The sequence below is a fragment of the Hymenobacter aquaticus genome (assembly GCF_004765605.1).
In the GTDB taxonomy this organism is placed as follows: Bacteria; Bacteroidota; Bacteroidia; order Cytophagales; family Hymenobacteraceae; genus Hymenobacter; species Hymenobacter aquaticus.
The window spans coordinates 758,332-782,291 of sequence record NZ_SRLC01000002.1; the positions used below are offsets into that span (position 1 = coordinate 758,332).

At 61.9% G+C, this 23,960-nt stretch carries 14 protein-coding genes; 1 reads left to right on the forward strand and 13 read right to left on the reverse strand.

Features of this window, described 5'->3' with window-relative positions:
• Positions 1 to 109: 109 nt before the first annotated feature.
• The 7 genes from sov to tatA form a co-directional block, all read right to left on the reverse strand.
• Positions 110 to 7,681 carry a T9SS outer membrane translocon Sov/SprA gene (gene sov / locus E5K00_RS15955; protein ID WP_245328313.1) on the reverse strand — a complete coding sequence of 2,524 codons (7,572 nt, stop codon included), beginning with the start codon at positions 7,679 to 7,681 and terminating at the stop codon, positions 110 to 112.
• A gap of 24 nt (positions 7,682 to 7,705) precedes the next feature.
• Positions 7,706 to 8,311 (reverse strand): Holliday junction branch migration protein RuvA, encoded by a 606-nt coding sequence (gene ruvA / locus E5K00_RS15960; protein WP_135464309.1) that lies wholly within the window; start codon positions 8,309 to 8,311, stop codon positions 7,706 to 7,708.
• Between the two features lie 336 nt (positions 8,312 to 8,647).
• Positions 8,648 to 10,918: an NADP-dependent malic enzyme gene (locus tag E5K00_RS15965; RefSeq protein ID WP_135464310.1), complete on the reverse strand. Its 2,271-nt coding sequence runs from the start codon at positions 10,916 to 10,918 to the stop codon at positions 8,648 to 8,650.
• Positions 10,919 to 11,091: 173 nt separating this feature from the next.
• Positions 11,092 to 13,068: a LysM peptidoglycan-binding domain-containing protein gene (locus E5K00_RS15970; RefSeq protein WP_135464311.1), complete on the reverse strand. Its 1,977-nt coding sequence runs from the start codon at positions 13,066 to 13,068 to the stop codon at positions 11,092 to 11,094.
• On the reverse strand, positions 13,068 to 14,507 hold the full coding sequence (gene gatA, locus E5K00_RS15975; protein WP_135464312.1) for an Asp-tRNA(Asn)/Glu-tRNA(Gln) amidotransferase subunit GatA: 1,440 nt from the start codon (positions 14,505 to 14,507) through the stop codon (positions 13,068 to 13,070). Before gatA ends, E5K00_RS15970 begins: the two co-directional genes overlap by 1 nt.
• Before the next feature lie 10 nt (positions 14,508 to 14,517).
• Positions 14,518 to 14,937: a Sec-independent protein translocase subunit TatA/TatB gene (locus E5K00_RS23275; RefSeq protein WP_135464313.1), complete on the reverse strand. Its 420-nt coding sequence runs from the start codon at positions 14,935 to 14,937 to the stop codon at positions 14,518 to 14,520.
• Between the two features lie 13 nt (positions 14,938 to 14,950).
• Positions 14,951 to 15,172, reverse strand: coding sequence for a twin-arginine translocase TatA/TatE family subunit (gene tatA / locus E5K00_RS15985; RefSeq protein WP_135464314.1), 222 nt, complete (start codon positions 15,170 to 15,172; stop codon positions 14,951 to 14,953).
• Positions 15,173 to 15,545: 373 nt separating this feature from the next.
• Here tatA and E5K00_RS15990 point away from each other — a divergent pair, with 373 nt between their 5' ends.
• A complete protein-coding gene (locus E5K00_RS15990; protein WP_135464315.1) occupies positions 15,546 to 16,466 on the forward strand; it encodes a GAF domain-containing DNA-binding protein in 921 nt (306 codons plus the stop codon).
• 230 nt (positions 16,467 to 16,696) lie between these two features.
• Here E5K00_RS15990 and E5K00_RS15995 read toward each other — a convergent pair whose 3' ends face one another.
• The 6 genes from E5K00_RS15995 to E5K00_RS16020 form a co-directional block, all read right to left on the reverse strand.
• Positions 16,697 to 18,091, reverse strand: a complete 1,395-nt coding sequence (locus E5K00_RS15995; protein ID WP_135464316.1) for a murein hydrolase activator EnvC family protein — start codon at positions 18,089 to 18,091, stop codon at positions 16,697 to 16,699.
• Positions 18,075 to 18,845, reverse strand: coding sequence for a DUF4292 domain-containing protein (locus E5K00_RS16000; RefSeq protein ID WP_135464317.1), 771 nt, complete (start codon positions 18,843 to 18,845; stop codon positions 18,075 to 18,077). The genes E5K00_RS15995 and E5K00_RS16000 overlap by 17 nt, the downstream gene beginning before the upstream one ends.
• Positions 18,838 to 20,649 (reverse strand): tetratricopeptide repeat protein, encoded by a 1,812-nt coding sequence (locus tag E5K00_RS16005; RefSeq protein WP_135464318.1) that lies wholly within the window; start codon positions 20,647 to 20,649, stop codon positions 18,838 to 18,840. Before E5K00_RS16005 ends, E5K00_RS16000 begins: the two co-directional genes overlap by 8 nt.
• A gap of 111 nt (positions 20,650 to 20,760) precedes the next feature.
• A complete protein-coding gene (locus E5K00_RS16010; RefSeq protein ID WP_135464319.1) occupies positions 20,761 to 21,771 on the reverse strand; it encodes a sugar nucleotidyltransferase in 1,011 nt (336 codons plus the stop codon).
• Between the two features lie 74 nt (positions 21,772 to 21,845).
• Entirely contained in the window at positions 21,846 to 22,280 is a 435-nt protein-coding gene (gene dut, locus E5K00_RS16015) for a dUTP diphosphatase (protein ID WP_135464320.1), read from the reverse strand.
• 133 nt (positions 22,281 to 22,413) lie between these two features.
• Positions 22,414 to 23,919, reverse strand: a complete 1,506-nt coding sequence (locus E5K00_RS16020) for an oligosaccharide flippase family protein (RefSeq protein WP_135464321.1) — start codon at positions 23,917 to 23,919, stop codon at positions 22,414 to 22,416.
• Positions 23,920 to 23,960 lie beyond the last annotated feature (41 nt).

Below are 23,960 nucleotides of genomic sequence, written 5' to 3' on the forward strand. Positions count from 1 at the left end.
CGAAATGGCTAAAACCAGACCCCGGCAAATTGCGGGAAACGCAAAAAAAACCGCCACCGGCCCTTTCTGCGGACTGGTGGCGGTTTAGACGCTGGTGCGCCGGGCTACGCTATTGCGACAGGCTGTAGCGCAGCTGCAGGCCGCCTTCGGTAGTCGAGTTCTTGAACGAGTTCTGCACCCGCGGCTCGGTAACGGTGCGCGAGAAGAAAATCTGCAGATTCAGGCGCTGGTTCAGCACGTAGTCGATGGTAGGGCGCAGCTGCAGCTGGCGGGTGCCGTTGGTCGTCAGCCCTTTCGAGTAACCCACCCGGCCCTGGGTGTCAAGGCGGAACTGGGTCGGGTCGTTGGGGTCGGCTATTACCGTCGGGTCGGCCGTGTCCTCGATGGTGCGCTGAATGGTCGTGTTGTCGCGAATCGACAGGTCCAGGCGGGCCGTCAGCTCGTTGCGCAGCACGCGCTGCTCGCCACCCAGGCGGAAGGGAATTTTCAGGCGGTTGGTGGCATAGCCAAAGCCGACCACCAGCTCCTGCGAGTGAAGCTCCATCACCTGCGCGTTGGTTATGTTCAGACTGATATTACGCTCGGTGCGCAGCTCCAGGCGGCCCGTTATTTTCTGCAGCGTCTGGAAGTTCACGCCAATCAGCGGCGACAGGCGCTCGGCAATGGTTACCTGCCCGATGATGTAGTAGGGAATAAACTGGTTGTTCTGGCTGGTGAGCGTGGGCAGGAACTCCGGCTGGGAGTTGTACAGCGTGGAGGTGGTGTAGCTGGCCACGTTGTAGGTCGAAGAATACGCGTGATTAAGCGTAATCGAGCGGAAGTAGCGCTTCATGAAGGGCAGCTCCGCCAGGCCGTTGTAGTCGATGCGCCAGTTGGGCACGGGCAGCAGCGCAAACGGATTGAACTTCTTGGCCTTGTAGCCATCCGAAGAGCGGCCCTGGTACGCGTCAATAAAGGCCGGAATCAGCACGTCCTGCGAGTTGTAGCTGTACAGGGCCCGCTTACCGGGGCGGCTGGGGTCGAAAGCGTTGGCATTGGCCGCTTGCAGCCGGTCGCGCACAAAAGCCCGGTTGGCCACGAACTGGTCGAAGGCCTTGGAGATGGTGCCGTTGCTCGACCGGTCGCCGAAGAGCGTGCGGATGGAAATGAACGAGGTGCTGAACGTGCCGGTGCTGTTGGGCAGGCGCGGGGCCAGCTCGCCGGTGTACTGCCCGGTGACGGGGTTGCGGAACGGCTCCTGCGTGGTGGTATCGACGGCCAGGCGGTAGAACGTCTCGTTGTTGCGCACCAGCTGCCGGCGGCCATCCAGCTGAATGTTGAAGTCGCGGAAGGGCTCCAGGGCGGTGCGCAGGGTCAGGTTTTCCGTCATCAGGGAGCTGAACGGCGTGTTCAGCAGGTCGCTGCGGTCGGTGTACCAGCCGTTGGGGCTGATCTGGTCGTAGTACAGCTCATCAAGACCATACTGCCGGCCCAGCACGAACGGGATGCCGGGCGCTAGGTCGCGGTTCAGACCAAACAGGCTGGTGCCGGGCAGGTAGCCGGGGACCAGCGTGCCGCTGCTGCGGGTGTAGGTAAAGTTCAGGGAGCGGGCCGTCATCAAGGAGCGCAGCACGGCTTTGAGGGCGCGCAGCTCGGGACCCTTGGCCGAATCCTGGGCGGCGGCGGCCGTGGGCTGGGCCTTGTCCTGCAGCTTGCTCATCGAAGGCGGCGTAATCAGACCCTTGCGGCCGGCGGCGCGCTCCTTTTGCAGGGGAGCCGGGGCGTTGTTGATGATGTTCAGGAAGCGCACCTTGTTGTAGAGCTTCACCAAATCAATCTTGCCGTTGGCGCTGATTTCGGCGTTGTTCTGCACCGTGTTGCCCAGGTTCAGCGGCCGGGTCAGCTTGAGGCTGTCCAGGTCCAGAGCCCTGGGGAACAGCGGCACTGTCAGGGCTGTAGAGGCGGCCTGCCACGAGTAGTTGGCCGCGTAGCGCGTGTCGGCTGACAGCCAGTCGGTGAGCGGGAACTTGTCGAGGGGCAGTCGGTAGGTGAGGGCAACGGTCTGGTTGAAGTTGGTGGTCCGGCCCCCGCGCTTAAACAGGTTGTCGCGCAGCTCCTGGCGGTTGGCCCGCGCAATGTCGCTGTTGCCCAGGGTCGGGCCCGCACCTTCGTCAATGACGGCCCGGTTATTAGCCGTGTAGTCGAAGATCAGGCTCTTGGTCAGGTCCCACTTCAGGTCGTAAATCCGGTTGAAGAAGAAGCTCTTCTGGTAAATCGGGGCAATACCATCAGTGGTGGGCACCTGGCCGGGCAGCAGGGTGCGCTGCAGCTGCCGCTCGTTGTAGCGCCGGTCCAGGTCGGCCCGGAAGGCAAAGCGGCTGGGCAGGGGCGTAAAGTTCAGATCCTGGAAAATCTTCAGGTAGGGCGAGTCCAGGGCTTTGATGTTGGCCAGCGGCGTGTAGTTCTTGGGCGTCGTCTGGTACACGTAGGCCAGGGCCCCGGTGTAGGTCTTGGTGTAGTCCAGGTCGGTGCGGATGTCGGTGTGCCGCCGCTCGGTCAGGGCGTAGCTGAGCGCGAAGTTCTCCACGTCGTAGGGCCGCACCTTCTTGTCGGGGTTCAGCCGTTCCTTGCGCACGTTGAGCAGACTGATACTGCGACTGGTGGTCTGGTCGATGACTTCCTTCTTGTAGGCCGCCTTGTCGTCTTCCGACTTGAACTTGAGCAAGGACTGCTCTAGGCGGGTGTCGGGGTCGAGGGGGTCGTACTTGGGGCTGCGGCTTTCGTGGCCGGCCTGCACCAGCACCGGAATGCGCAGACCCAGCTTCTCGGGCAGCAGCTTGTCGGCGGCTACGGCGGCGTTCAGGTCGCCGCGCGTCACGTTGTCGAGCGAGCGTTGGGCTACCTTATCCTGCAAGCCCCCGAAACCGACTGAGGTGAAGCTGCCGGTAGCGGTGATGTTGGCCAGGTCGGCCAGCTTGGTGTTGAAGCGCGCCGTGGCGGCCCAGCCGTTTTCCCGCTCGAAGTCGAACACCCGGAACTCATCGGCCCAGAGGCACACCGACTTGCTGGCGTTGTCGTCCTGGGGGTTCAGTACGCCAATCATGACGCCCTGTACCGCGCTGAAGTCGGGGTTGCCCACGATGGTTATGGTGGCCCCGTTGGCCAGCTGCCGCACGAAAGGTACCAGCAGGTCGGGGTTGCTGCTCTGGTTGCGGGCCGCTTTGGCGTCGATAAACTCCTGGAAGGAAATCTGCACCTCGTTTTCCTCGGGCCAGATGTCGCGCACGTTGGTCGAGCCCGGCTTGGTGATGCGCAGGGGCAGGGAGTATTCGTAGTAGTTCTGGGTGTAGTCGGTGCCGATGCGCACGAAGGCGCGCACCTGGCCGGCCGGGCCGGTCACCACCCGCGGGTCTTCGCTTTCGGCGTGCAGGAACAGGCGCAGCTGCTTGTAGCGCAGCATGCTGATGTTGATGTTCTTGTAGGCGGCTTTGCCCACCCCGTCGCGCAGGTCTTCCACGCACAGGCGCAGCGACTGTTCGTTCTGTTCCCGGTTGACGGTGCTGGAGCCGTATTCCTTGTCGCGCTCAATGTTGGGCGGCAGCACGTACGGAATGGCGTCGGTGCCGCTCACGCTGGCCAGGCCGTTTTCCTCGATGCTGACCGTGGAAATGGTGAAGGGCGTCTTGTCGTCGCCGCAGTTGAAGCAGGGCGCGCCGGCCTCGGAAATCGGGCTCAGGAAGCGGCGCCACTGGTTGGCCACAAACTGGGGCTGCACCAGGCGCAACACCACCGGCTGCTGCCAGCCCGTGAGGTACATGCGCACGAAGCGGATGGATTTGTAGCCGAACTCCTTGCCGTCGTTGCCGCGCACGGCCGAGGGCTGCCGGATCGGAATCCGGAACTGGTACCACGACACCTGGTCACCGTTGACGGTGTTCGTGACCTTATCCACGATGTAGTTCTGGCCGACTTCCAGCTGGTTGGGCTTCAGCGACATGCGCCACTCGTAGTAGCGCTCCGTGTCCGAAATAACGTTGTCCCGGTTCAGGTCTTCCTTGTCGGGGAAAGCCGTGGAGCTGAGCTGGCTGTTCTCCTGCGAGTTGCCTTCCATGCCGTTGTAGTTCTTATAACGGCCCAGAATCTGCGTGTTGCTGTTGGTGTAGAAGTCGTCGAGGTGGTGGCGGAAGTTGTCGGCCGAGGGGTCGGCCACCGCACCGTAGGCGGCATTGATAGCCGAGAAGAAGGCTTTTTCCTCGTTGTCATCCAGGCCTTCCAGGCCAATATCCTGGCGGGCCCGGCCCCCGGGAGCGGCGTTGAAGGCATCGGTCAGGAACTGCTGGCGCGTCACGCGGCCCCAGTCGGTCTGGCGGGTATCCTGGGCAATGGTGGAGGCGTCGGTGGGCAGGCCGTTTTCAAACTCGTACTGGTTGCCGTCGCGCAGCACGTCTTCCGACACCGAGCCCAGGTTCAGGTACAATTCGCCCCCGGTGTCGTTGTTTACCGGTTGGTTCTCGGAGTCGTTGATGCGGCCCCGCTCCCCTTTGATGAAGGGGTCCATCATCCAGAACTCCATGTACTCGACGTTGGCGTTGTCGAAGTCGGTGTCGAAGGTGATTTCGCGGCTGATGCCGGCGTAGTGCGAGGTCAGGGGCGAAGTCAGGCGCTTGCCGTTGTCCTTAATCTTGTCGCTGTAGTTGTACTGGCCCCGCTCCTCGGGGAAGTACGCCAGGTCAAACGAGTACTCGAAGCCGTTGCCGGTGGCGCCCACGTCGCGGTTCGGGAAAATCTCGGTGCGCTCAATGCCGCGCACGTAGTGGTTCTTCAGCTCATTGTCGCTGATGTTGCCGGGCTTGCCGGGGCCGCCGGTGTAGTAGGTCTGGTCGATGGTGTACCAGGCCAGCTTGGCGCGGTTGTAGGCATATTCCCGGTTGCTGATGCCCGGGCGCACCAGCGGCAGCGGCGTCGACGACAGGCGCCAGGCCGTAGCGGCACTCACGCCGCCCAGCGAGTAGGGCGTGCGGGCGTTTTCGAAGTCGTCGATGTAAGACACGCCGTCTTCCCCGCGCCCGAGCTTGGACTTGCCCGGCAGCAGCTGGGCAATTTCGCCGCTGAACGCCACCGAGGAAGGCTCCTTGGTCGAAATCAGGGGCAGCATGTCCAGGTACTTGGTCAGGGCCCGCGACTCGCGCCGCATGTTCACGTCGAAGCCGTAGATGGTGTTGTTGCCGGGCTCGTCGCCGATGTTGACGCGGTTGATGCCCGGGGCCTGGTTTTCGAGCAGGTGCAGCACCGTGGCCCCGAAGTTCACGTCCTGGTTCAGGCGGTAGTCGAAGCGGGCCCCGAGCAGCTTGCGGGGCTGCACCTGCACCAGGGCGTTTTTCTCGAAGGAAATCTTCAGCTCGTTGGCCGAGTTCAGGTAGCTCGGGTTCAGAATCTTAACCTTGGCCTGGTCGTAGAAAACCTGGTAGTCGCGGCCTTCTTCCAGCAAGGTGCTGCCCGACGACACCCGCACCGAGCCCTCGGCAATGCCCAGGCCGGGCAGGTTGATTTCGTCGGTGGCCGTAGCCTGAAACCGGCCGCGCAGGAAGAACTTATCCTTTTCCTGGCGCTGCTGGGCGTCGCTCTGGGTTTGGTTGTAGAGCTCCTGGTACACGTATGTGCGGGCAAACTGCCGTTCCCGCTGCGGGTCGCCGCCGGCCCGGCCGGTGGTGTCGAACTGGGCCCGCAGGTAGCCGCCGAAGGGCTCCACCACCGGGAAGATGATTTTGCCCAGCTCCGGGTCAATGGTCGTGCCCTGGAAAAAGTCGAAGTTGCCGTCCGGGTTCTGGTCGTTGTTGGGGTTGACGTTGTCCAGGTTCAGCACCTGAATCAGGGGCTTGTTCACCAGCCGCTGGCCTTCCTTGAGCGAAATCAGGTCGACACCGGTCTGGTCATCCTTGTACACGATCTGCAGCTGGAAATTGTCGCGGTTCAGCTGGCTGGCGTTCAGGGAGTAGACGTTCTTCATCATCAAGTCCCAGGTCGGCAGGTTGCGCGTCAGCAGGTTCTTGTTCTCCGGATTCGCGCTGGGGTCGGCCAGGCCCACGCCGGGGTTGGTGGCCTTCAGCATTTTCAGGTAGAGCACCTGGTCCTGCTGCACGCCGGTGTTGTTGTTGGCAATTTCCCCGACGGTATAGGTGCGGCCGTTGTAGGTGTACTGGTACGATACGGCCAGCACCTGCTCGGGCAGCAGCGGCGTATTCAGCGACAAATAGCCCAATTGGGCGTTGTAGGTGTATTCGCGCGCGTCCAGCAGCCGGGCCCGCACCCGCTCGAAGTCCACGGTTTTGACCAGGTTCTTGCCCGCCAGGTAGTTGTCGACGGTCTGGTTGTCGCGGGCCGTGGTGCCCCCGTTCACTACCACTTCCTGGTACTCCGGGTTGGTTTCGTTGGCGGCCGGCAGCTGGCTGAGGCTGCGCCGGAACTGGGAGCGGTAGACGCGCACGGGCTCGGCCAGGTCCATCAGGGCCACCACGTTGCGCAGGTTGTCGCTCTGCCGGTTGTCGTTCGTCACGTAGACCTCGACGTGGGTAATTTCGATGCCCGACTGAATCGTGGGCAGGTTGCGCAACGTAGCGTCGTACCGGTCGCGGAAAAACTGTGAAAGGAAGAAGTGCCGGTCCCGCTCGTACTGGCTGGCTTTGAGCTCGAAGTTGCGGCTCTGGGCCCCGTTCTGCACGCTGACGGCATCGGCGGTACCGCGCAGGGTGCTGGCCACGGCCGTCACGGCCAGCTTACCGAACTGGAGCTGGGTTTTGACGCCGAACAGGTTCTGCCCGCCCTGAATCAGGGAGTTGTTCAGGGGCAGGCTCACGTTGCCCAGCTCTACTTTGCGGATGATTTCGGTTTCGTAGCCCGTGTAGTCGAGCTTCATGTTGTTCTCGAAGTCGAAGGCCGCCTTGGTGTCGTAGTTGAACGTGAGCCGCAGCTTCTCCCCGATCTGGCCGGTGAGGTTGAGGTTCATGTTCTGCTCGTACTGGAAGTCGCCCACGCGCTGCTGGCGCAGAGTCAGCGTAGGGTTCAGGTTGCGGTTGAAGCGCGCGCCCATGCGCAGCGTCACGGCCCCGTTGGGCCGGATATCGACGTAGCTGCCCCCGAAAAGCCGGTCGGCAATGGGCCCCAGGTAAATCTTGGGAATCAGGCGGCGGTTTTCGGGCGTGTTCTCGTCGCCGGCTACGCCCCCGGCCGACCGGTCGCGGAAGTACTTGCGGATGGCTTCGCGCTGCTGCCACTCCGAGTATTCCTGGAACGACATGCGGCTCGGGTCCCGAAAATCGATGTCAGTCCCAACCTTTTCCCGCACATCGTAGTATTCTAAGCTGTCGTCGGGTGTTACCTGCAGGTTTACGTTCGAGGGCAGGTCCAGAATCAGGGGTGACTGCCGCCGTTGGGGCGCAAACGGCGAGCCGGGCCGATCCTCGGGCGCCACCTTGGGGCGGCGGCTGGGCCGGTAGCGGCTGGTATCGGGCAGCACCACCCGCGGCGTGTCGGGGGCTAGGGCCACACGGGCGCGCCGACCAGGCTTGGGCAACCAGGCCCAGAGCTGACGGATGGCAAACGGACCGGCGCCGAGCGGGGCCGCCTGCGACCACCAGGCCAGCAACGACGCGACAACGACCACCGTAACGGTGAGGGACTTCTTACCGGAGTTCAAGTGTAACAAGCAGACGCGGGGCCAGGTAAAATTCTAATGAGACTTAAGAGCAAATTTAATCAGTTCCTCCACGCTCAACTCACTGCCGTGTTTCTGCTGGATCTGGTCCAGATTCTTCTCGGCAGCCGCGCGGGCAAAGCCCAAAGTCACTAATGCCGCTAACGCTTCCGAGCGGTTGGTATTGTGCGCCCGGGCCAGCGGTACGGTATCCACGCCGGCTTTGCTGAGCAGCTCGTCTTTGCGCAGCTTGTCGCGCAGGTCCAGAATCACGCGCTGGGCCGTCTTGGGGCCTACTCCCTTGATACTCTGAATGGAGCGCACGTCCTCATTGACGATGGCGTGGCGGATTTCGCCCACCGACATCGACGACACCATCATGATGCCCGTGCCCGGCCCGATGCCCGACACCGAAATCAGGTGCATGAACAAGGCCTTCTCGTTGGGGTCCAGGAAGCCGTAGAGCGCCTGGGCATCTTCCTTGATGTGCTGGTAGGTGTATATTTTGGCTTTCTCGCCTTCCACCGGAAGCTTGGAGTAGGTAGCCAGGGAAATCTTAATCTCGTAGCCCACGCCGCTTACGTCCATGATGGCCATGGTGGGGTCTTTGTAGGCTAGTTTTCCGTCGAGGTATGCAATCATGCAGGCAAGCTAAGAATAAGAAACTGAACGCGGGAGCAGGTGTAGTATGGTAGAATACAGATATTGCCATACCGACCAGGTATGAAGGCCGCGTGAAAGCCAACAGCAAAGGCCCGGTTTTCTATCCCAAAACTACAGGCTTTTTCCACTAAAAAACGGGATGTTTCCGCCGGGTAAAAGGCGGAAACATCCCGTTTTCTGAATGTAAATGCTGCAAAAGTCAGGCAGCCGTTCTGGTGGGTCGCCTCACCCCCGGCTCCTCTCCGAAAGCAGAACCGAATCGTCCGGCTCCCCCTCTCCTTTTTCGGAGAGGGGGTGGGGGGTGAGGCGACCGGCCTACAGCGGCTTGCGGTTGGTTTGTGCGTCCACCACGGCAATGGCCGTCATGTTCACGATTTCGCGCACCGAAGCGCCCAGCTGCAGAATGTGCACCGGCTTGCGCATGCCCATCAGCACCGGCCCGATTACCTCCGCGCCCCCGATTTCCTGCAGCACCTTGTAGGCAATGTTACCCGATACCACGTTGGGGAAAATCAGGGTGTTGGCGCCCTGCTCGGCCAGCTCCGAGAAGGGGTACTGCTCGCGCAGCAGCTCGGGGTTCAGGGCCGTGTTGGCCTGCATTTCGCCGTCGAGCAGCAGGTCGGGGTAGCGCTTCTTGGCTAGCTCGGTGGCCAGGCGGGCCTTGTCGGGCAGGGGGCCGGGGTTGGAGCCGAAGTTGGAGTAGCTCAGCACGGCAATGCGCGGCTCGGTGTCGAAGAAGCGCACGGTGCGGGCCGCCAGCCCGATGATGTCCACCATTTCCTCGGCCGTGGGGTCGATGTTCACGGTGGTATCGGCGAAGAAGAACGGGCCTTTCTTGTGCTGGATGATGTACATACCGGCCACGCGCTTCACGCCCTCATCCACCCCAATCACCTGGAGCGACGGCAGAATGCTTTTGCCGTAGTCCTTGCTCAGACCGGTAATAAAGGCGTCGGCCTCCCCGGTTTCCACCATCATTGAGGCGTAGTAGTTCCGCTCGCGCAGCAGGCGGCGGCCTTCGTAGAGCGTGATGCCCCGGCGCTGCCGCTTGCGGAACAGCAGGGCGGCGTACTCGTCGCGCTTGGCGTCTTCCTCCAGGATGTCGATGATCTGGCAGCCGTCCAGGTCGAGGCTGTTGGCGCGGGCAATGGCGTCGATTTTCTTGCGGTTGCCCAGCAGAATCGGCACGGCAATGCCCTCGTCGTACACGATTTGGGCCGCTTTGAGAATCTTGTAGTTGTCGCCCTCGGCAAAGACCACGCGCTTGGGGTTGGCCTTGGCCGCGCTGGTAATGCGGTTCATCAGCTTCTGATTGACGCCCAGGCGGCTGCGCAGCTCATCCTCGTAAGCCATCCAGTCGGTTATTTCGCGGCGGGCTACGCCGCTGGCAATACCAGCCTTGGCTACGGCCACGCTCACGGTCGTAATCAGGCGCGGGTCGAGGGGCTTGGGAATGAGGTAGGTGCGGCCGAAGGTCAGGGTGTTGTCGCCGTAGGCCTTGTTCACCATGTCGGGCACGGGCTCCTTGGCCAGCTCGGCCAGGGCCTGCACGGCGGCCAGCTTCATGGCCTCGTTGATTTCGGTGGCCCGCACGTCCATTGCCCCCCGGAAGATGTAGGGGAAGCCCAGCACGTTATTGACCTGGTTGGGATGGTCGGAGCGGCCGGTGGCCATGATGATGTCGGGCCGGGTAGCCAGGGCCAGCTCGTACACGATTTCCGGGTCGGGGTTGGCCAGGGCAAACACGATGGGGTTGTCGGCCATCTTCAGCAGCAGGTCGGGGGGCAGCACGTTGGCCGCCGAGAGGCCCAGAAACACGTCGGCGCCTTCCATGGCCTCGGCCAGGGTCGTGATGGTGCTGCTAGTGGCAAACTGCATCTGCAGCTCGGCCAGATCGGTGCGGTGCTGGTTGATCACGCCGTCCTTGTCGAACACCGTCACGTTTTGCACGTTCAGGCCCAGCTCCCGGTAGAGGCGCAGGCAGCTGATGGCCGCCGCGCCCGCGCCGCTCACCACCAGCTTGATGTCCCGGATGTCCTTGCCCACCACTTCCAGGGCGTTGAGCAGGGCGGCCGACGAAATAATGGCCGTGCCGTGCTGGTCGTCGTGCATTAGCGGAATGGTCATCTGCTCGCGCAGGGCCTTTTCAATCACGAAGCACTCGGGGGCCTTGATGTCTTCCAGGTTGATGCCGCCGAACGTGGGCTCCAAGGACTTGACGATGCGCACGAACTCCTCGGGGTCAGTGCAGTCAATTTCGATGTCGAAGCAGTCGAGGCCGGCGAATTTCTTGAACAGTACGCCCTTGCCTTCCATCACGGGCTTGCTGGCGTCGGGACCGATGTTGCCCAGGCCCAGCACGGCGGTGCCGTTGCTGATAACGCCCACCAGGTTGCCCTTGGCCGTGTACTTATACACGTCGTCCTTGTTCAGGGCAATGGCTTTGCAGGGCTCGGCCACGCCGGGCGAGTAGGCCAGGGCCAGGTCCAGCTGGGTGCTGACGGGCTTGGTGGGCACTACTTCGATCTTGCCGGCCGGGTTCTGGGAGTGGTAGTCGAGGGCTTCCTGTTTGTTTATTTTGAGCATAGGGGAGCAAAAAGGGCGGTTGGCGCTGGGGTGCGCAAAGAGCAAGTTGGGGCGAAATAGGCCGGAATCAAAGTTTAGTAGGCTTGCCGATTAAAGAGCAGTGCCCCGCGCCAGTCGGGCGTGGGGCACCAGAAACGGGCCAGCCGCAAAGTTACGACAGCCTGGGAGGAGTTTTAGCCCTGCACCAGCAGCTTCTGCCCCGGCTTCACCTCATCCGACTTCAGGTGGTTGAGCTTGCGCAGTTGCTCCACCGTGACGCCCTGGTAGCGGCGCGATATGTTGTAGAGCGTGTCGCCGGGCTGCACCAGGTGCACTTTGGGCGCGGGCAGCACGTCGGTCGGGCGCGCGGCAGTAGCCGCAACGCGGCGGGCAGCTGCTTTGATGGCCGCTGCCGCTTCGGCTTCGGTCGGGGTGTGCAGCAGCAGCTTCTGCCCCGGCACCACGGCTTCCGATTCGAGGCTGTTCCAGGCCATGAGCTGGGCGACGGTTACGCCCCGTTCCCGGGCCAGCCGGGTCAGGTTGTCGCCGCGGCGCACGATGTACTCGGTGGGCAGGCTGTCGTCGTCGGCAGGAGCTGCGCTGTTGGCTTTGGCTTCGGCAGCCACTTCCCGCTCCCGGCTGCGGGCCGGGCGCGCGGGCGCGGCGGCCACCGCTTTCTGCGGTTCGGCGGCGGCTTCGGTTGAGTCTTCGTCGTCAGCCACGGGGGCTGGCTTGGCGGGCCTGGTCGTTGCGGCGGCCACTGCCGGGGATGCGGCTTCCTTGCTGGGCTTATCCGTCGGCAAGGGCAGCCTGGCCGGCACCGGGGCTTTGCGCGCGGCTACTGCCGGGGTTTCTTCTACCGGCACAAACACCACCAGCTGCTGCTTAGGCACCAGGGCTTTGCCCCGGGCCAGCTTGTTCCAGCGGCGCAGCTGCGCCTGACTTACCTCGTAGCGCTCCGCCACGTCGGCAATACTCTCGCCCCGCTTCACTGAGTGCCGGACGCGGCGGTACCTGGGCTGCTCCGCCGCTTTTTCGGCGGCCGCCAAAGCCGCCGCCGAATCGGCAGCGGGCAAAGCGGGCACCAGCGGCGTGATGGGGCGGGGGGGCGGCAGCACCACTTTGCAGAAGTCCAGCACCGTGTTGCGGTCCAGCATAGCCATTTCGGTCCGCACGCAGGCCGGCACCGTCAGCTTGTAGTTCTGGATGGTTTCGGGCAGGTAGGTTTTGCGGATTTCCGGGTTGTACCGACCCAGCGCGGCCGAGTCGAGGCCAAACTGGGCCGAGAGCTTGCGCAGATCCAGGCTACGGCCCGAAATCAGGAGCGTATCGGTTGCCTCCGGGTAGAGGTAACGCAGGGAGTCGTTGTGCAGACCGTGCTCTTTGGCGTGTTGCAGCGTGTACATGGCCGCCGTGAAGGTGGGCACGTAGTTGCGCGTTTCCTTGGGCAGCTGCGGGTACAGGTCCCAGAAGGTCTTTTTACCGGTGCGCTTCATGGCCCGCTGCACGTTGCCGCCGCCCCAGTTGTAGGCCGCCAGCACCAGCTCCCAGTCGCCAAACATGCGGTACAGGTCGCGCAGGTACTTGCAGGCCGCCTCCGTCGACTTCTCCGGGTTCATCCGCTCGTCGATGTACTCGTTTTGCAGCAGCCGCATGTCGCGCCCCGTGGGGCCCATAAACTGCCACAAGCCCACGGCCCCCACCCGGGAGCGGGCCGTGGGCAGCAACGCCGATTCTACCACCGCCAGATACTTCAGATCCTGGGGCAGGTGGTATTTGGCCAGATACTTCTCAAACAGCGGGAAATACAGGTTTTGCCGCTCCAGAATCCGCTGGGTGTAGCCCCGGTTGCGCAGGGTGAAGTAATTCACGAAGCTCATCACCGTACCGTTGAATACGTGCGGCATGTCGGTATCCAGGCAGCCCACCCGGTCGCCGACCAGGTCGCGCAGCTCGGGCGGGGTCTGCAGCCACACCAGGCGGGCCGAGTCGGCCGCCGACGTGGGCTCGGCTACCAGCGAGTCGAGCGGCACGGTCAGCTGCACGCGCGTCGAGTCGTTGGTGCGCGTGCCGTCCGGATTCAGTTCGGGTTGTACCTGCGCCGCACTGGGGCGGGCCGTAAAAGCCAGGAGCAGAAAAGGGGCGGCAACGCGCAGCAACGACTTTTTCATCAGGGAATGGCTGGAGTGAGGGATTCCGTGAGTGAATTGGCAAAGGCCAGCAGATGCTCCTCGCGGAACGCGCCGCTGAGCACCTGCAACCCGATGGGCAGGCCCGCCGCATCGACGCCGGCCGGCACCGAAATAGCCGGTACGCCCGCCAGAGAGGCCTGTACGGTAAAGATATCGGCCAGATACATAGCCAGGGCATCTTTCTGGTTTTCCCCAATCTTAAACGCCGTGGTCGGGGTGGTGGGCAGCACCAGGAAATCGTACTGGCGCAGAAGTTCGTCGGTGGTGTCCTTAATCAACCGACGAACCCGCTGGGCTTTAGTGTAATACGCGTCGTAGTAATCAGCCGACAGCACGAAGGTGCCCAGCAGAATCCGGCGCTGCACCTCGGGACCGAAGCCCTGGGCGCGGGTTTTCTTGTAGAGCGACTCCAAATCCGTGGCGTCGGGGGCGCGGTAGCCGTACTTCACCCCGTCGAAGCGGCTCAGGTTGGAGCTGGCTTCGGCCGTGGTCAGAATGTAGTACGACGGCACGATGTAGTCCAGGTAAGGGAAGTCCACGGCATCAACCACGTGGCCCTGGCCGCGCAGCGTGTCGAGGGCTTCTTCCACCGCCGCCTTGATTTCGGGGTTCAGGCCGGGCCGCTCCATCGTGTCGCGGATGTAGCCGATGCGGTAGTGGGGCGCGGGCGTGAGCAGCTCGCTGTAGGCCGGCACGGGCTGCTGGCTCACGGTCGAGTCGAAGTCGTCGGGGCCGGCCATTACTTCCAGCAGCAATGCCGCGTCTTCCACCGAGCGGGTCAGCGTTCCGATCTGGTCGAACGACGAAGCGTAGGCCACCAAACCGTAGCGCGAGATGCGCGAGTACGTCGGCTTGAAGCCCACGATGCCGCAAAACGCTGCCGGCTGCCGCACCGAGCCGCCCGTATCGGAGCCGATGGAGGCCAGGCACAAATCGGCCTGCACGGCCACGGCCGAGCCGCCCGACGAGCCGCCGGGTACCCGCTCGGGGTCAATCTCATTACGGGCCGGGCCGAAGTAGGACGTCTCGTTGGAAGCGCCCATCGCAAACTCGTCGCAGTTCTGGCGGCCGATGATGATGGCGTCTTCATCGAGCAAACGCTGCACGGCCGTGCCGGTAAACAGCGACTTGAAGCCGTCCAGGATGTGGCTGCTGCTTTGCAGGGCGTGGTCTTTGTAGGCCAGCACGTCCTTCAGACCGATGACCATGCCGGCCAGCTTGCCGGCGGTGCCGGCGGCCAGTTTGGCGTCTACGGCCTCGGCCTGGGCGCGGGCTTCGTCGGGCCACACTTCCAGAAAAGCATTCAGGTGGCTTTTCTTCTGGATGTTATCCAGATAATACTCCACGAGCTGACGGCAGGTCGTGGTGCCTGCCGTCAGCTCGTGGCGAACTTCCGTAAGAGAGGTAAAGCGTCTCAAGTGGTTGCTATCAGTTGGTCGTTTGATCGAGGCGGGGCCGTTCTTCCGGGGTCGGGACCGGGGGCGTAATACCCCCGTCCATCGGCGGAGCTACCGGAGTAGCGGGAGCGGTATAGGTGGTGGCGGCAGCAGCAGCAGCATCGTTATGATGCGCCGGGTGCACCGGCGTGGTCGGCGTGTCAACCGGCGGGGCAGGGTACACGGGCGGTGCCTGGTAGCCGGCGTTGGGGTTGGGGCGAGGTCTATCAGCGTTTTCAAACTCGCTGCGGATTTCCTGCGACGCGTCCTTAAATTCGCGGATACCTTTGCCCAGGCCCCGGGCCAGCTCCGGAATCTTGTTGGCGCCGAAGAAGATCAGGATAACGACCAGGATCAGCATGATTTCGCCGCCGCCAAGGTCGCCTAAGAAGAGAAGGGTGGGAGTCTGCATGGTGCTGCTGAAATTACAGACGGGGTTGGGTCGGGTCGTTGGGGTTGGCGGGCCGGTCGCGGAACTCGGGCTGCTCATCCTTGGAGGCATCCTTAAATTCGCGGATGCCTTTGCCCAAGCCTTTGGCCAACTCCGGGATGCGCTTGGCTCCGAACAACAAGATAATAACAAAAAGAATCAGCAGAATTTCGGTGGTACCGAAGCTGCCGATCAGGAAAAGCGAGGCAAGGGTCATAATCAAAAGGCCAGGGGCCGGTTTGGAGTGGCAAAGCTTATTGTACGCGAATAAGCAACGGTTAGGATTGGTAAAAGTACCCCATAATTTTCAAATGATTTCTACCCGCCTATTTCCGGCGAAATAATTCCGCCGACTGCCCAATCCGGTCTTTCTTGCAGTTACGTATGTATCCGGATCTTTGGCCGCGCCAATGCTGGTTTCGACGGGTGCCAATTGGGATTAGGCCATTTAATTTGGATTAACTTACCAGGGAACTGTACCTTCTATGAAGCAATTCCGCGCACTTACTTGTTATAGTAGCTGACTCATACTTCTCTCATTCGTTTGCCTAATGCCAGCCAAACCAAGCTCTGCCAGTTCGCCTCACGCCATGGATGTTCTGTTTCGGCAGAATACCAGTGAAGCAGAACGCCTGGAAACCCTGCGCAACTATCAGGTTCTGGACACACCGCCCGAAGATGTGTTTGATGACCTAGCGAAGCTGGCCGCCTACATCTGCGGCACGCCTATTTCGCTGGTGTCACTGATTGACGCCGAGCGGCAGTGGTTTAAAGCCAACGTCGGCCTGGACGGCGTGGAAAGCACGCACCGGGAAATATCTTTCTGCCAGCATGCCATGTTTGGCAACGACGTCTACGAAATCGAAAATGCCGTTGAGGACCCGCTGTTTCGGACCAACCCGCTCGTGGTGAACGACCCGGGCATCCGGTTCTACGCCGGCGCGCCCCTGATTACGCCCAGCGGGCAGCCTTTGGGTACCCTGTGCGCAATCGACCGGGTGCCGCGCCGGCTTACCGAGGAGCAGCGCGAAGCCCTGCGTATTCTGGCCCGGGAAGTGGTGTCGCACCTGGAGCTGCGCCGGGCCCGTCTGCAGCTGGAGCAGGAGCAGCGCAAGCTGGACGGCCTGCTGCGCATGGCCAACGACGCGGCCGACTCGCTGTACATGGCTAGCCGCAACGAGTTGTTTATCAAGCAGGACCACAAGCTGGTGCGGGTCAGCGCGGCCGATATTCGCTATGTGGAGGCCCTGGGCGACTACGTGAACATCTATGCCGGGCGCGAGCGGCACACGGTGTACAGCACCATGAAGGAGCTGGAAACCAAGCTGCCGCCCCGTGAGTTTGCCCGCGTGCACCGCAAGTATATCGTGCGCCTCGACCGTATCGTGGCCATTGAGGCCGATGCCGCCATCGTGGACACCGGTCGGGTGGGGGAGCCTACCCACCTGCTGCCCGTGCCCATTGGCAGTTCGTACAAGAGTGCTCTGCTGGGCCGGCTTAACCTGGTTTAGCGGCTTCCTCAGATAAGGAAAACTTTCCTTCAGCGAGGAAAATTACAGCTTCAGCGAAATATACTGGTTTTTGATAGGGGTTCGCCTATCTTTCGTCCTGTTATCAAGGAATGCTCCGTTGCTGGTAGTGGCTGCAAAGCCCGAGCGGCGGCGAAGCGGTTTCTGGTAGCTAAGTTTGTTTTCATAGCTCAGAAAGGCACCGTGCGCTGCACGGTGTTTTTTTATGCCCGCTACTTTCGGCCCAGCCAGTTTTCCGGGTTCAGATTGGAGCTGTTGCGCCACACCTGAAACTGCAGCTCGGAGGTGCCTTCCGCATTGGTATACACCGTCCCGATCTGCTGGCGCATATCCACCTGCTGGCCCTCCGTCACGCTGACGGTGCGCAGCTTGGCATACACGGTAAAGTACTCGCCGTGCTGAATCATGACGATGTTGTTCATGCCGGCAATGCTGGAGACGGTCAGCACCTTGCCCTCGAAAATGGCCCGCACCGGCTCCCCGGCGCTGGTTTGAATATCGACCCCGCGGTTTTCAACGATGACGTTTTTGAGCACTGGGTGCGCGTGCCGGCCAAAGCGCTGCGAGATGAAGCCCTTGGCGACGGGCCACAGCAGCCGGCCGCGGTTTTCGGCAAAAGACGAGGAAATAACCGCCGTTTCGGGCGTCAGAGTCACTTTATCCACGCGCTCCACGGCGGCTTCCTCGGCTGCTTCCGCGGCGGCCGTAGCGGCCCGGCTGGTCGTGCTGGGGCTGCGGGTGGGGGCCGCGCCCGAGCTGGCGTTGGCGCGGGCAGCGGCGGCCCGTGCTTTGGCAGCGGCGGCGCGAGCAGCGGCCCGGGCCGCCCGGGCTATTTCTTCCCGCACCCGCTCGGCAATCAGGTTGTCGAGGCGGCTTACGGCCTGCTGCCGGGCGGCCAGCTCCTGGCGCAGGCCTTCTTCCTGCTGGCTGAGCTTGGTCACGACCTGGTCCTGCTGGGTTTTGAGCGTGACCAAGTTGCGTTTTTCGGACAGCTGATCCGACAGCAGAGAGCTTTTCTCCTGCTTCTTCACTGTGAGGCCCGTGAGCTGCTGACTCAGGCGCTGCTTGGTGCTCGAAATCTGGGCGGCCTGGGCTTTACGCACTTCCGAATATTGGCGGATGTAGCGCAGGCGCAGCATAAACTGGTTGAACGACTCGGCCGCAAACAGGAACATGATGCGGTTGTAGCTGTTCGCCGTTTTCGAGGAGGCGTAAATCATGCGGGCATACTCGGCCCGCAGCTGCTCCAGGCTCTGCTGGGTTTGCTGCACCTGGCTTTCCGTCTGCTTCACATCCGATTCGATGTACTTCAGCTCGGAGGAAATATTCCTGATAACGCCCTGCTGCACGGTCAGCTTTTCCTTCAGGGCATTAAGCTGACCCACGGAAGCCTGCTTCTGCTTCTGGGTCTGCTCCAGGATGCGGCTGGTTTCCTGAATCCGCTTCAGCGTCGCGCGCCGCTCCCGCTCCAGCTGAGCTTTGCTCTTTTTACGGGTCCCGGTGGTCGTGGCGCGGCGGGTTTGCTGCGCCTGCGCCGGGGCCGCCTGCAACACGAGCAGGCCGGCTACCACCAGAAAAAACGCGGTACGCTTACTTTTTGCGAACATAGCCCTTCGGAACCGAGAACGGGAAGGAGAGGCGCTCCTTGTCGACATCCACGTTGCGGTAGTTGATCGAGGCCGTGGCCAGCTTGCCGGAGGCGGGCTGACCCTGCACCAGCACGGCGTAGGCGAAAGGCATGGTGCTGGGGTCTAGCGGGCGGAAGTCGGAGAAGTCGACCGTGAACTTGTTCTGGGTCTGCTGCTCGGCCAGCTTGATTTGCTGCACCCGGTTGCGGGTCAGCTCGATCAGCTGGGTAATCAGTACGTTGCCTTCCTGAAACTCGACCTGCTGCATAGCCCCTTCGCCGCTGATTTTGGGCGCGGTGCTGCCCTGGGCCGGCAGGTAGTCGCCCAGCAGCAGGGCCTGCACCCGGTCGAAGGTGACGGGCACGTTCAGCAGGCGGCTCAGGTAGGCGTAGTCGCCGGCGTAATACTCTTTCTGCAGGTAGTTGATGACCTGCACCGAGTCGCGGGTGATATAGGCCCGCACGCCCTCGATACCCAACGATACCGACAGCCAGATGGCGCTGTCTTTGCGCACGCGCAGGTTCAGGTTGGCCGTTTGCTGCAGCGTGGGCATGTCAATCTTGATTTTCCCTTTGGCCTTCAGGTAGCGGAAATCCAGATTTTTGGCTTTTACCAAGTCAGAGCCTTTGGCTGGCGTGGGGGTCGAGGCCGTTTTGGTGGGGAAAATCTTATGGCTGCAGCCACTCAGCAGCAGACCCACCCACAGCAACACCAGCGGAAAGCACTTATTCATACAGTTTTTTGTCTTTGATCTTGCGGTCAATCAGGGCTGAGGCCCCGCCCGCCTTTTTGGCTTTTTGCCATTCGGCCATGGCCAGTTCTTTTTCCCCGAGCTGAAACAGCACGTCGCCGTAGTGCTCGATGATGGTGGCGTCGGAGCTGGTTTTCAGGGCCTTTTCCAGGTTTTGCCGGGCCCCGGTGTAGTCTTTCAGCTTGTAGAGCACCCAGGCGTAGGTGTCGAGGTAGGTGTCGTTGGTGGGAAACTGCTTGACCAGCTTGCCCGCCATTTCCTTGGCCTTTTCCAGCTTTTCGCCCCGCATTGAGAGGAAGTAGCTGTAGTTGTTCAGGGCCTGGGCGTTGTTGGCGTCGAAGGTCAGGGCGGCCTCGTACGCCGCATCCGACTTGGCGTATTCCTTCAGCTCGTGGTAGGCGTCGCCGAGCTGGGTGTCAATCTGGGCCAGCAGCTCGGGGTTGTCGGTGGAAAGCTTGCGGCCGTATTCCAGGGCCTTCACGCCTTTCACGGGCTGCTTTTTCAGGAGCTGAGCCACGCCGTTGTAGTACCACAGCGGGGCCTGGTTCGGAAACAGCTCCAGGGCCCGGTCGGTGTGGCGCAGCAGGGAGTCAATCTGGTTGAGCTCGGCGTCGATGAGCACCACCTGCTGCCAGATCTGAAACTTAGTGTTGTCGAGCCGGATGGCCTTGAGGTAATTGTCGCGGGCCTGCTCCTTGTGCTCGGTAATGGTCTGAATGTCGCCGGCCACGGAAAACGCCTTGGCCTCTTTGGGGTGGATGCGGGTGGTAATGTCGGCCAGGTCCAGCGCTATTTTCTCCAGCGCGGGGTTGGGTAGCTGCTTGATGTAGTCGACCAGAATCCGCACCTTCTCGTCCACGTCGAGGGCCGGGCTTTCGAAGGCCAGCTTGATTTGCTTGTCCGACTCGGGCTTGTTGTTCTGCTGCCGGTAGATGTCGGCCAAAATCATGCGGGCCTGGGGGTTGTCCGGGTCCTGCTTCAGGGCTTTTTCGGCCACCCGAATAGCATCCGGAAACCGGTTGTTGGTGGCGTACATTTCGGCCTGGGCCAGCACGTAGCGGATTTCGTCGGGGTTGGAGGCAATCAGCGCCTCGCCTTCCTGCAGGGCCTTGTCGAGGTTGTTCTGCTTGAGGTAGATCTGCTGCTTCTTGAACGACACCTCATCCAAGGGGCCAAACTGCTTTTCGGCCTGCTCAAACGTGGTCAGGGCCTCGTTCAGCTTGCCCTGGGCCATGTAGAGGTCGGCCAGGTTGAAGAGGTAATAGCCCGAGTCGGGCACGTCCCGAATCAGGCTGGTGTAGACCTTGGCGGCCTGGTCGTACTGCTTCTGCGAAGAGTAAATCTGGGCCAGCAGCAGGTAGTAGTAGGCGTTTTTGGGGTCCAGCTTCACGGCCACCTGCGCAAAGTTGGTGGCGTCCTTCAGGTTGCCGCTGAGCAGGTTGGTTTCGGCAATCTTGTAGTTGATGGCCGCGTTGGTCGGGTTCAGGGCGTAGGCTTTCAGCAGCCGCTCCAGGCCCTTGTTGTAGTCTTCGAGGAGCACGTATTTCACGCCTTCCACGAAGAATGACTCGCTCATTTCCCGGTCTTTCTCCGACAGCTCGCGCACCTGCTGGCGCGCCGCGTCTACTTCGGCACGGCGCGCCAGCTCTTTGCGCTCCTTGCGGCTGAGCTTCCTGGGCTTGGTATCGGCGGCCGGCGTTTCCTTATCGGCCGGTTGCTGGGCATAGCCCGGACCGGCCAGCAGCAGGCCCAGCAGCAGAAGAGTAGTGGCGGCAAATCGGTTCATGGACGCAGTAGCACGGACGGCTGTTCACCGTTCAACGGAGGAATTATCCCAAATAAACAAATCTGCGGACAGAAGCCCGCGCTACTGCTAACATCCAGGGCAACAAAAAAATCACACGCGCAGCGTGTTGTAATCACCCAGGCTCAGGTCGTTGGGCGTGCCGGTTACGGTGGCGAAGTTACCAATCATCGAGTTGGTCACGTTGCTGTGCAGCACCGAGGCCGACTGCTGCACGATGGAGTTCGATACCACCGAGCTGCGTACGTTGCTATGGTCGCCGAGCGACACGTGCGGGCCCACGACCGAGTCCGTCACCACCACGTTTTCGCCGATGTAGACCGGTGGGATAATGACGGAGTTCACCAGCTTAGCGGATTCCGAAACCAGGTTTTCGCTGCGCTCCTGCAAGTATTCGAGGTAGCGCTGGTTGGTAAACACCGTCGCGTCCTTGTTGCCGCAGTCGAGCCACTCCGTAACGCGGCCGGGCACAAACGTAGTGCCCTTGTTCTTCATATTTTCCAGGGCGTTGGTGAGCTGGTACTCGCCTTTGTCCTTGATGTCGTTGTCGAGCAGGAACTGCAGTTCGTCGCGCAGGTACTCGCCGTCCTGGAAGTAGTAGATGCCGATAATGGCCAGATCGGACACGAACTCCTGGGGTTTTTCCACGAAGTCGGTAATCTGCCCGTTCTCGTCGAGCTTCACCACGCCGAAGGGCTTGGGGTCATCCACGCGCTGCACCCAGATGGTGCCGGCGGCCGAGGTGTCGAGGGTAAAGTCGGCTTTGAACAGGGTGTCGGCAAAAGCCACCACCAGCGGGCCGCTCAGGGATTCTTTGGCGCAGAGAATGGCGTGGGCCGTGCCCAGGGGCTCATCCTGGTACACGATGGTGCCCTTGGCGCCCACCGACTCCGCAATTTTGATCAGGCTTTTCTCTACCGTTTCGCCGAAGCGGCCGATGATGAAGGCGACTTCCTCCACCTGCTCGCCGCAGACTTTGGCAATGTCTTCCACTAGGCGTTGCACGATGGGCTTGCCGGCAATTGGAATCAGGGGCTTGGGAACCGTGAGAGTGTGGGGGCGCATGCGCTTGCCCATGCCGGCCATCGGTACAATGATTTTCATAGCGGAAAAAAGAAAATTAAGTAGAAGACTTAAGGTGTGAAAACGTACGTAAATGCGCGGCGCCGGTGACGGGTTTATTTGGTGCCGGTGCTGCCGTAGCCGCCGGCGCCCCGCTCGGTTTCGGTGAGCTCGGCCACTTCCTGCCACTGGGCGGTTTCGTGGCGGGCCACCACCAGCTGGGCAATCCGCTCCCCGTCTTGCACCACAAACTCCGCGTCGGAGAGGTTGACCAGCAGCACTTTTAGCTCGCCGCGGTAGTCAGCGTCGATGGTGCCGGGGCTGTTCACGATACCGATGCCGTGCTTGTAGGCCAAACCGCTGCGGGGGCGCACCTGCACCTCGTAGCCCACCGGAATTTCCATAAACAGACCCGTCGGAATCAGGGCGCGTTGCAGGGGCTTCAACGTAATGGCGTCCGTGAGGTTGGCCCGCACGTCCATGCCGGCCGCGTGGGCGGTCTGATAAGCGGGCAAGGGGTGGTGGGAACGGTTGATGACGGGAATGTGCATGAAGGGCAAGGCAAAGTAGGTTCCGGCGCAAAGATAGCCCGAACCAGATATGAATAAGTTTAAGGAGATTTAGTGAGACGAAAAGAATGCGGCCCGGAGAATCTTCACCGGCAAGTTCCGCCCGTTTCGGCTGTTACGCCCGAGCCGCCAGCTGCCGGGGCCACTCGATGAGGTACAGCAGCCCCACGAATACCACGCACAAGCCCGCGTGGAAGGCGTGGCGCAGCCAGAAGTCGGCCACGGGCACGTACCAGCTCAGGGCTACCAGGCCGCAGGCCACCGCCAGCCACGTGGCCAGCCGGGCTACGGGGTAGGGCACGGGGAAGTGCTTTTCGCCTAGGCGCCAGCACACCACGGCCATCATGAAGTAGCAGGCCAGCGTGGTCAGGGCGCTGCCCATGTAGCCCAGCAGCGGAATCAGCAGGAAGTTGAGCACGATGGTCAGCACGGCCCCGCCGAAGCCGATGTAGGTGCCGTAGTAGGTTTTGTCGGTGAGCTTAAACCAGACCGACAGGTTCCAGTACACGCCCAGAAACAGGTTGGCCAGCAGCAGCACGGGCACCACGCCCAGGCCTTCCCGGTACTCGGCCCGGTGCAGAAACAGGCGGCCGAAGTCCTCCACGTTCACGCTGACGACCACAAAAATAACGGCGCAGCTCAGGGTAAACCACTTCAACACCAGGGCAAAGGTGCGGGGTGAGTTCTTGTCGGTGCTTTGGGCGAAGAAAAACGGCTCGGCCGCGTAGCGGAACGCCTGGGTAACGAGCTGCATAAAGATGCTCAGCTTGTAGCAGGCCCCGTAAATACCAACGGCGGTGAGGCTGCTCTTGCCCGGGTAAAAGCCTTCGGGCAGCCACAGCGGCAGCAGAATCCGGTCCAACGTTTCGTTTACCATGCCCGCCAGGCCCATGAGCATAATTGGGTAGGCGTACTTGAGCAGGGGCCGCAGCGGCTCCAGATTCAGGCGGAAGCGGAAGCTGGTCAGCTCCCGGCCCAGCAGCAGCAGAGTAAAGGCGCTGGCCGCCAGGTTCGACAGAAACACGTAGCCCACGCCCACGCTGGGGTCGTAGAGGCTGCGCACCAGCGGCTGCAGGCCCGCCAGGTACTTGCCGGCCAGCACATCGGGGCAGAACACGATGAAAAAGATGTTCAGCCCCACGTTGAGCAGAATATTAGCCATGCGCACGGCGGCAAACTTGCGGGCCTTGTTTTCCAGGCGCAGCTTGGCAAACGGAATGGCCGCCACCGCGTCGAGGCCCAGAATCAGGGCAATCCAGACGGCGTAGCGCTCCTGGCCCGGCGGCAGGTCGAGCAGGCTCATCAGGGGGCGGGCCAGCAGGGCCAGCACGGCCGTGAGCACCGCGCTGCTGAGCAGCAGCAGGGTCAGCACCCGGTTGTAGAGCTCCTGCCGGTCGGCCCCAGCGCGGTTGGCAAACCGGAAGAAAGTCGTTTCCATGCCGTAGGTAAACACCACGTTCAGAAACGACACGTAGGCGTAGAGCCCCGTCACGATGCCGTATTCGGCCGCGGCAAACCGGGCGGTGTATATCGGCACCAGCAGGTAGGACAAGACCCGCCCCACGATGCTGCTGATACCATATACGGCCGTCTGGCTGGCCAGCTTTTTTGCTATGCTCATGTACTCAATCAGGAATCAGGCGTGCGGCGGCGGAAGCAAAA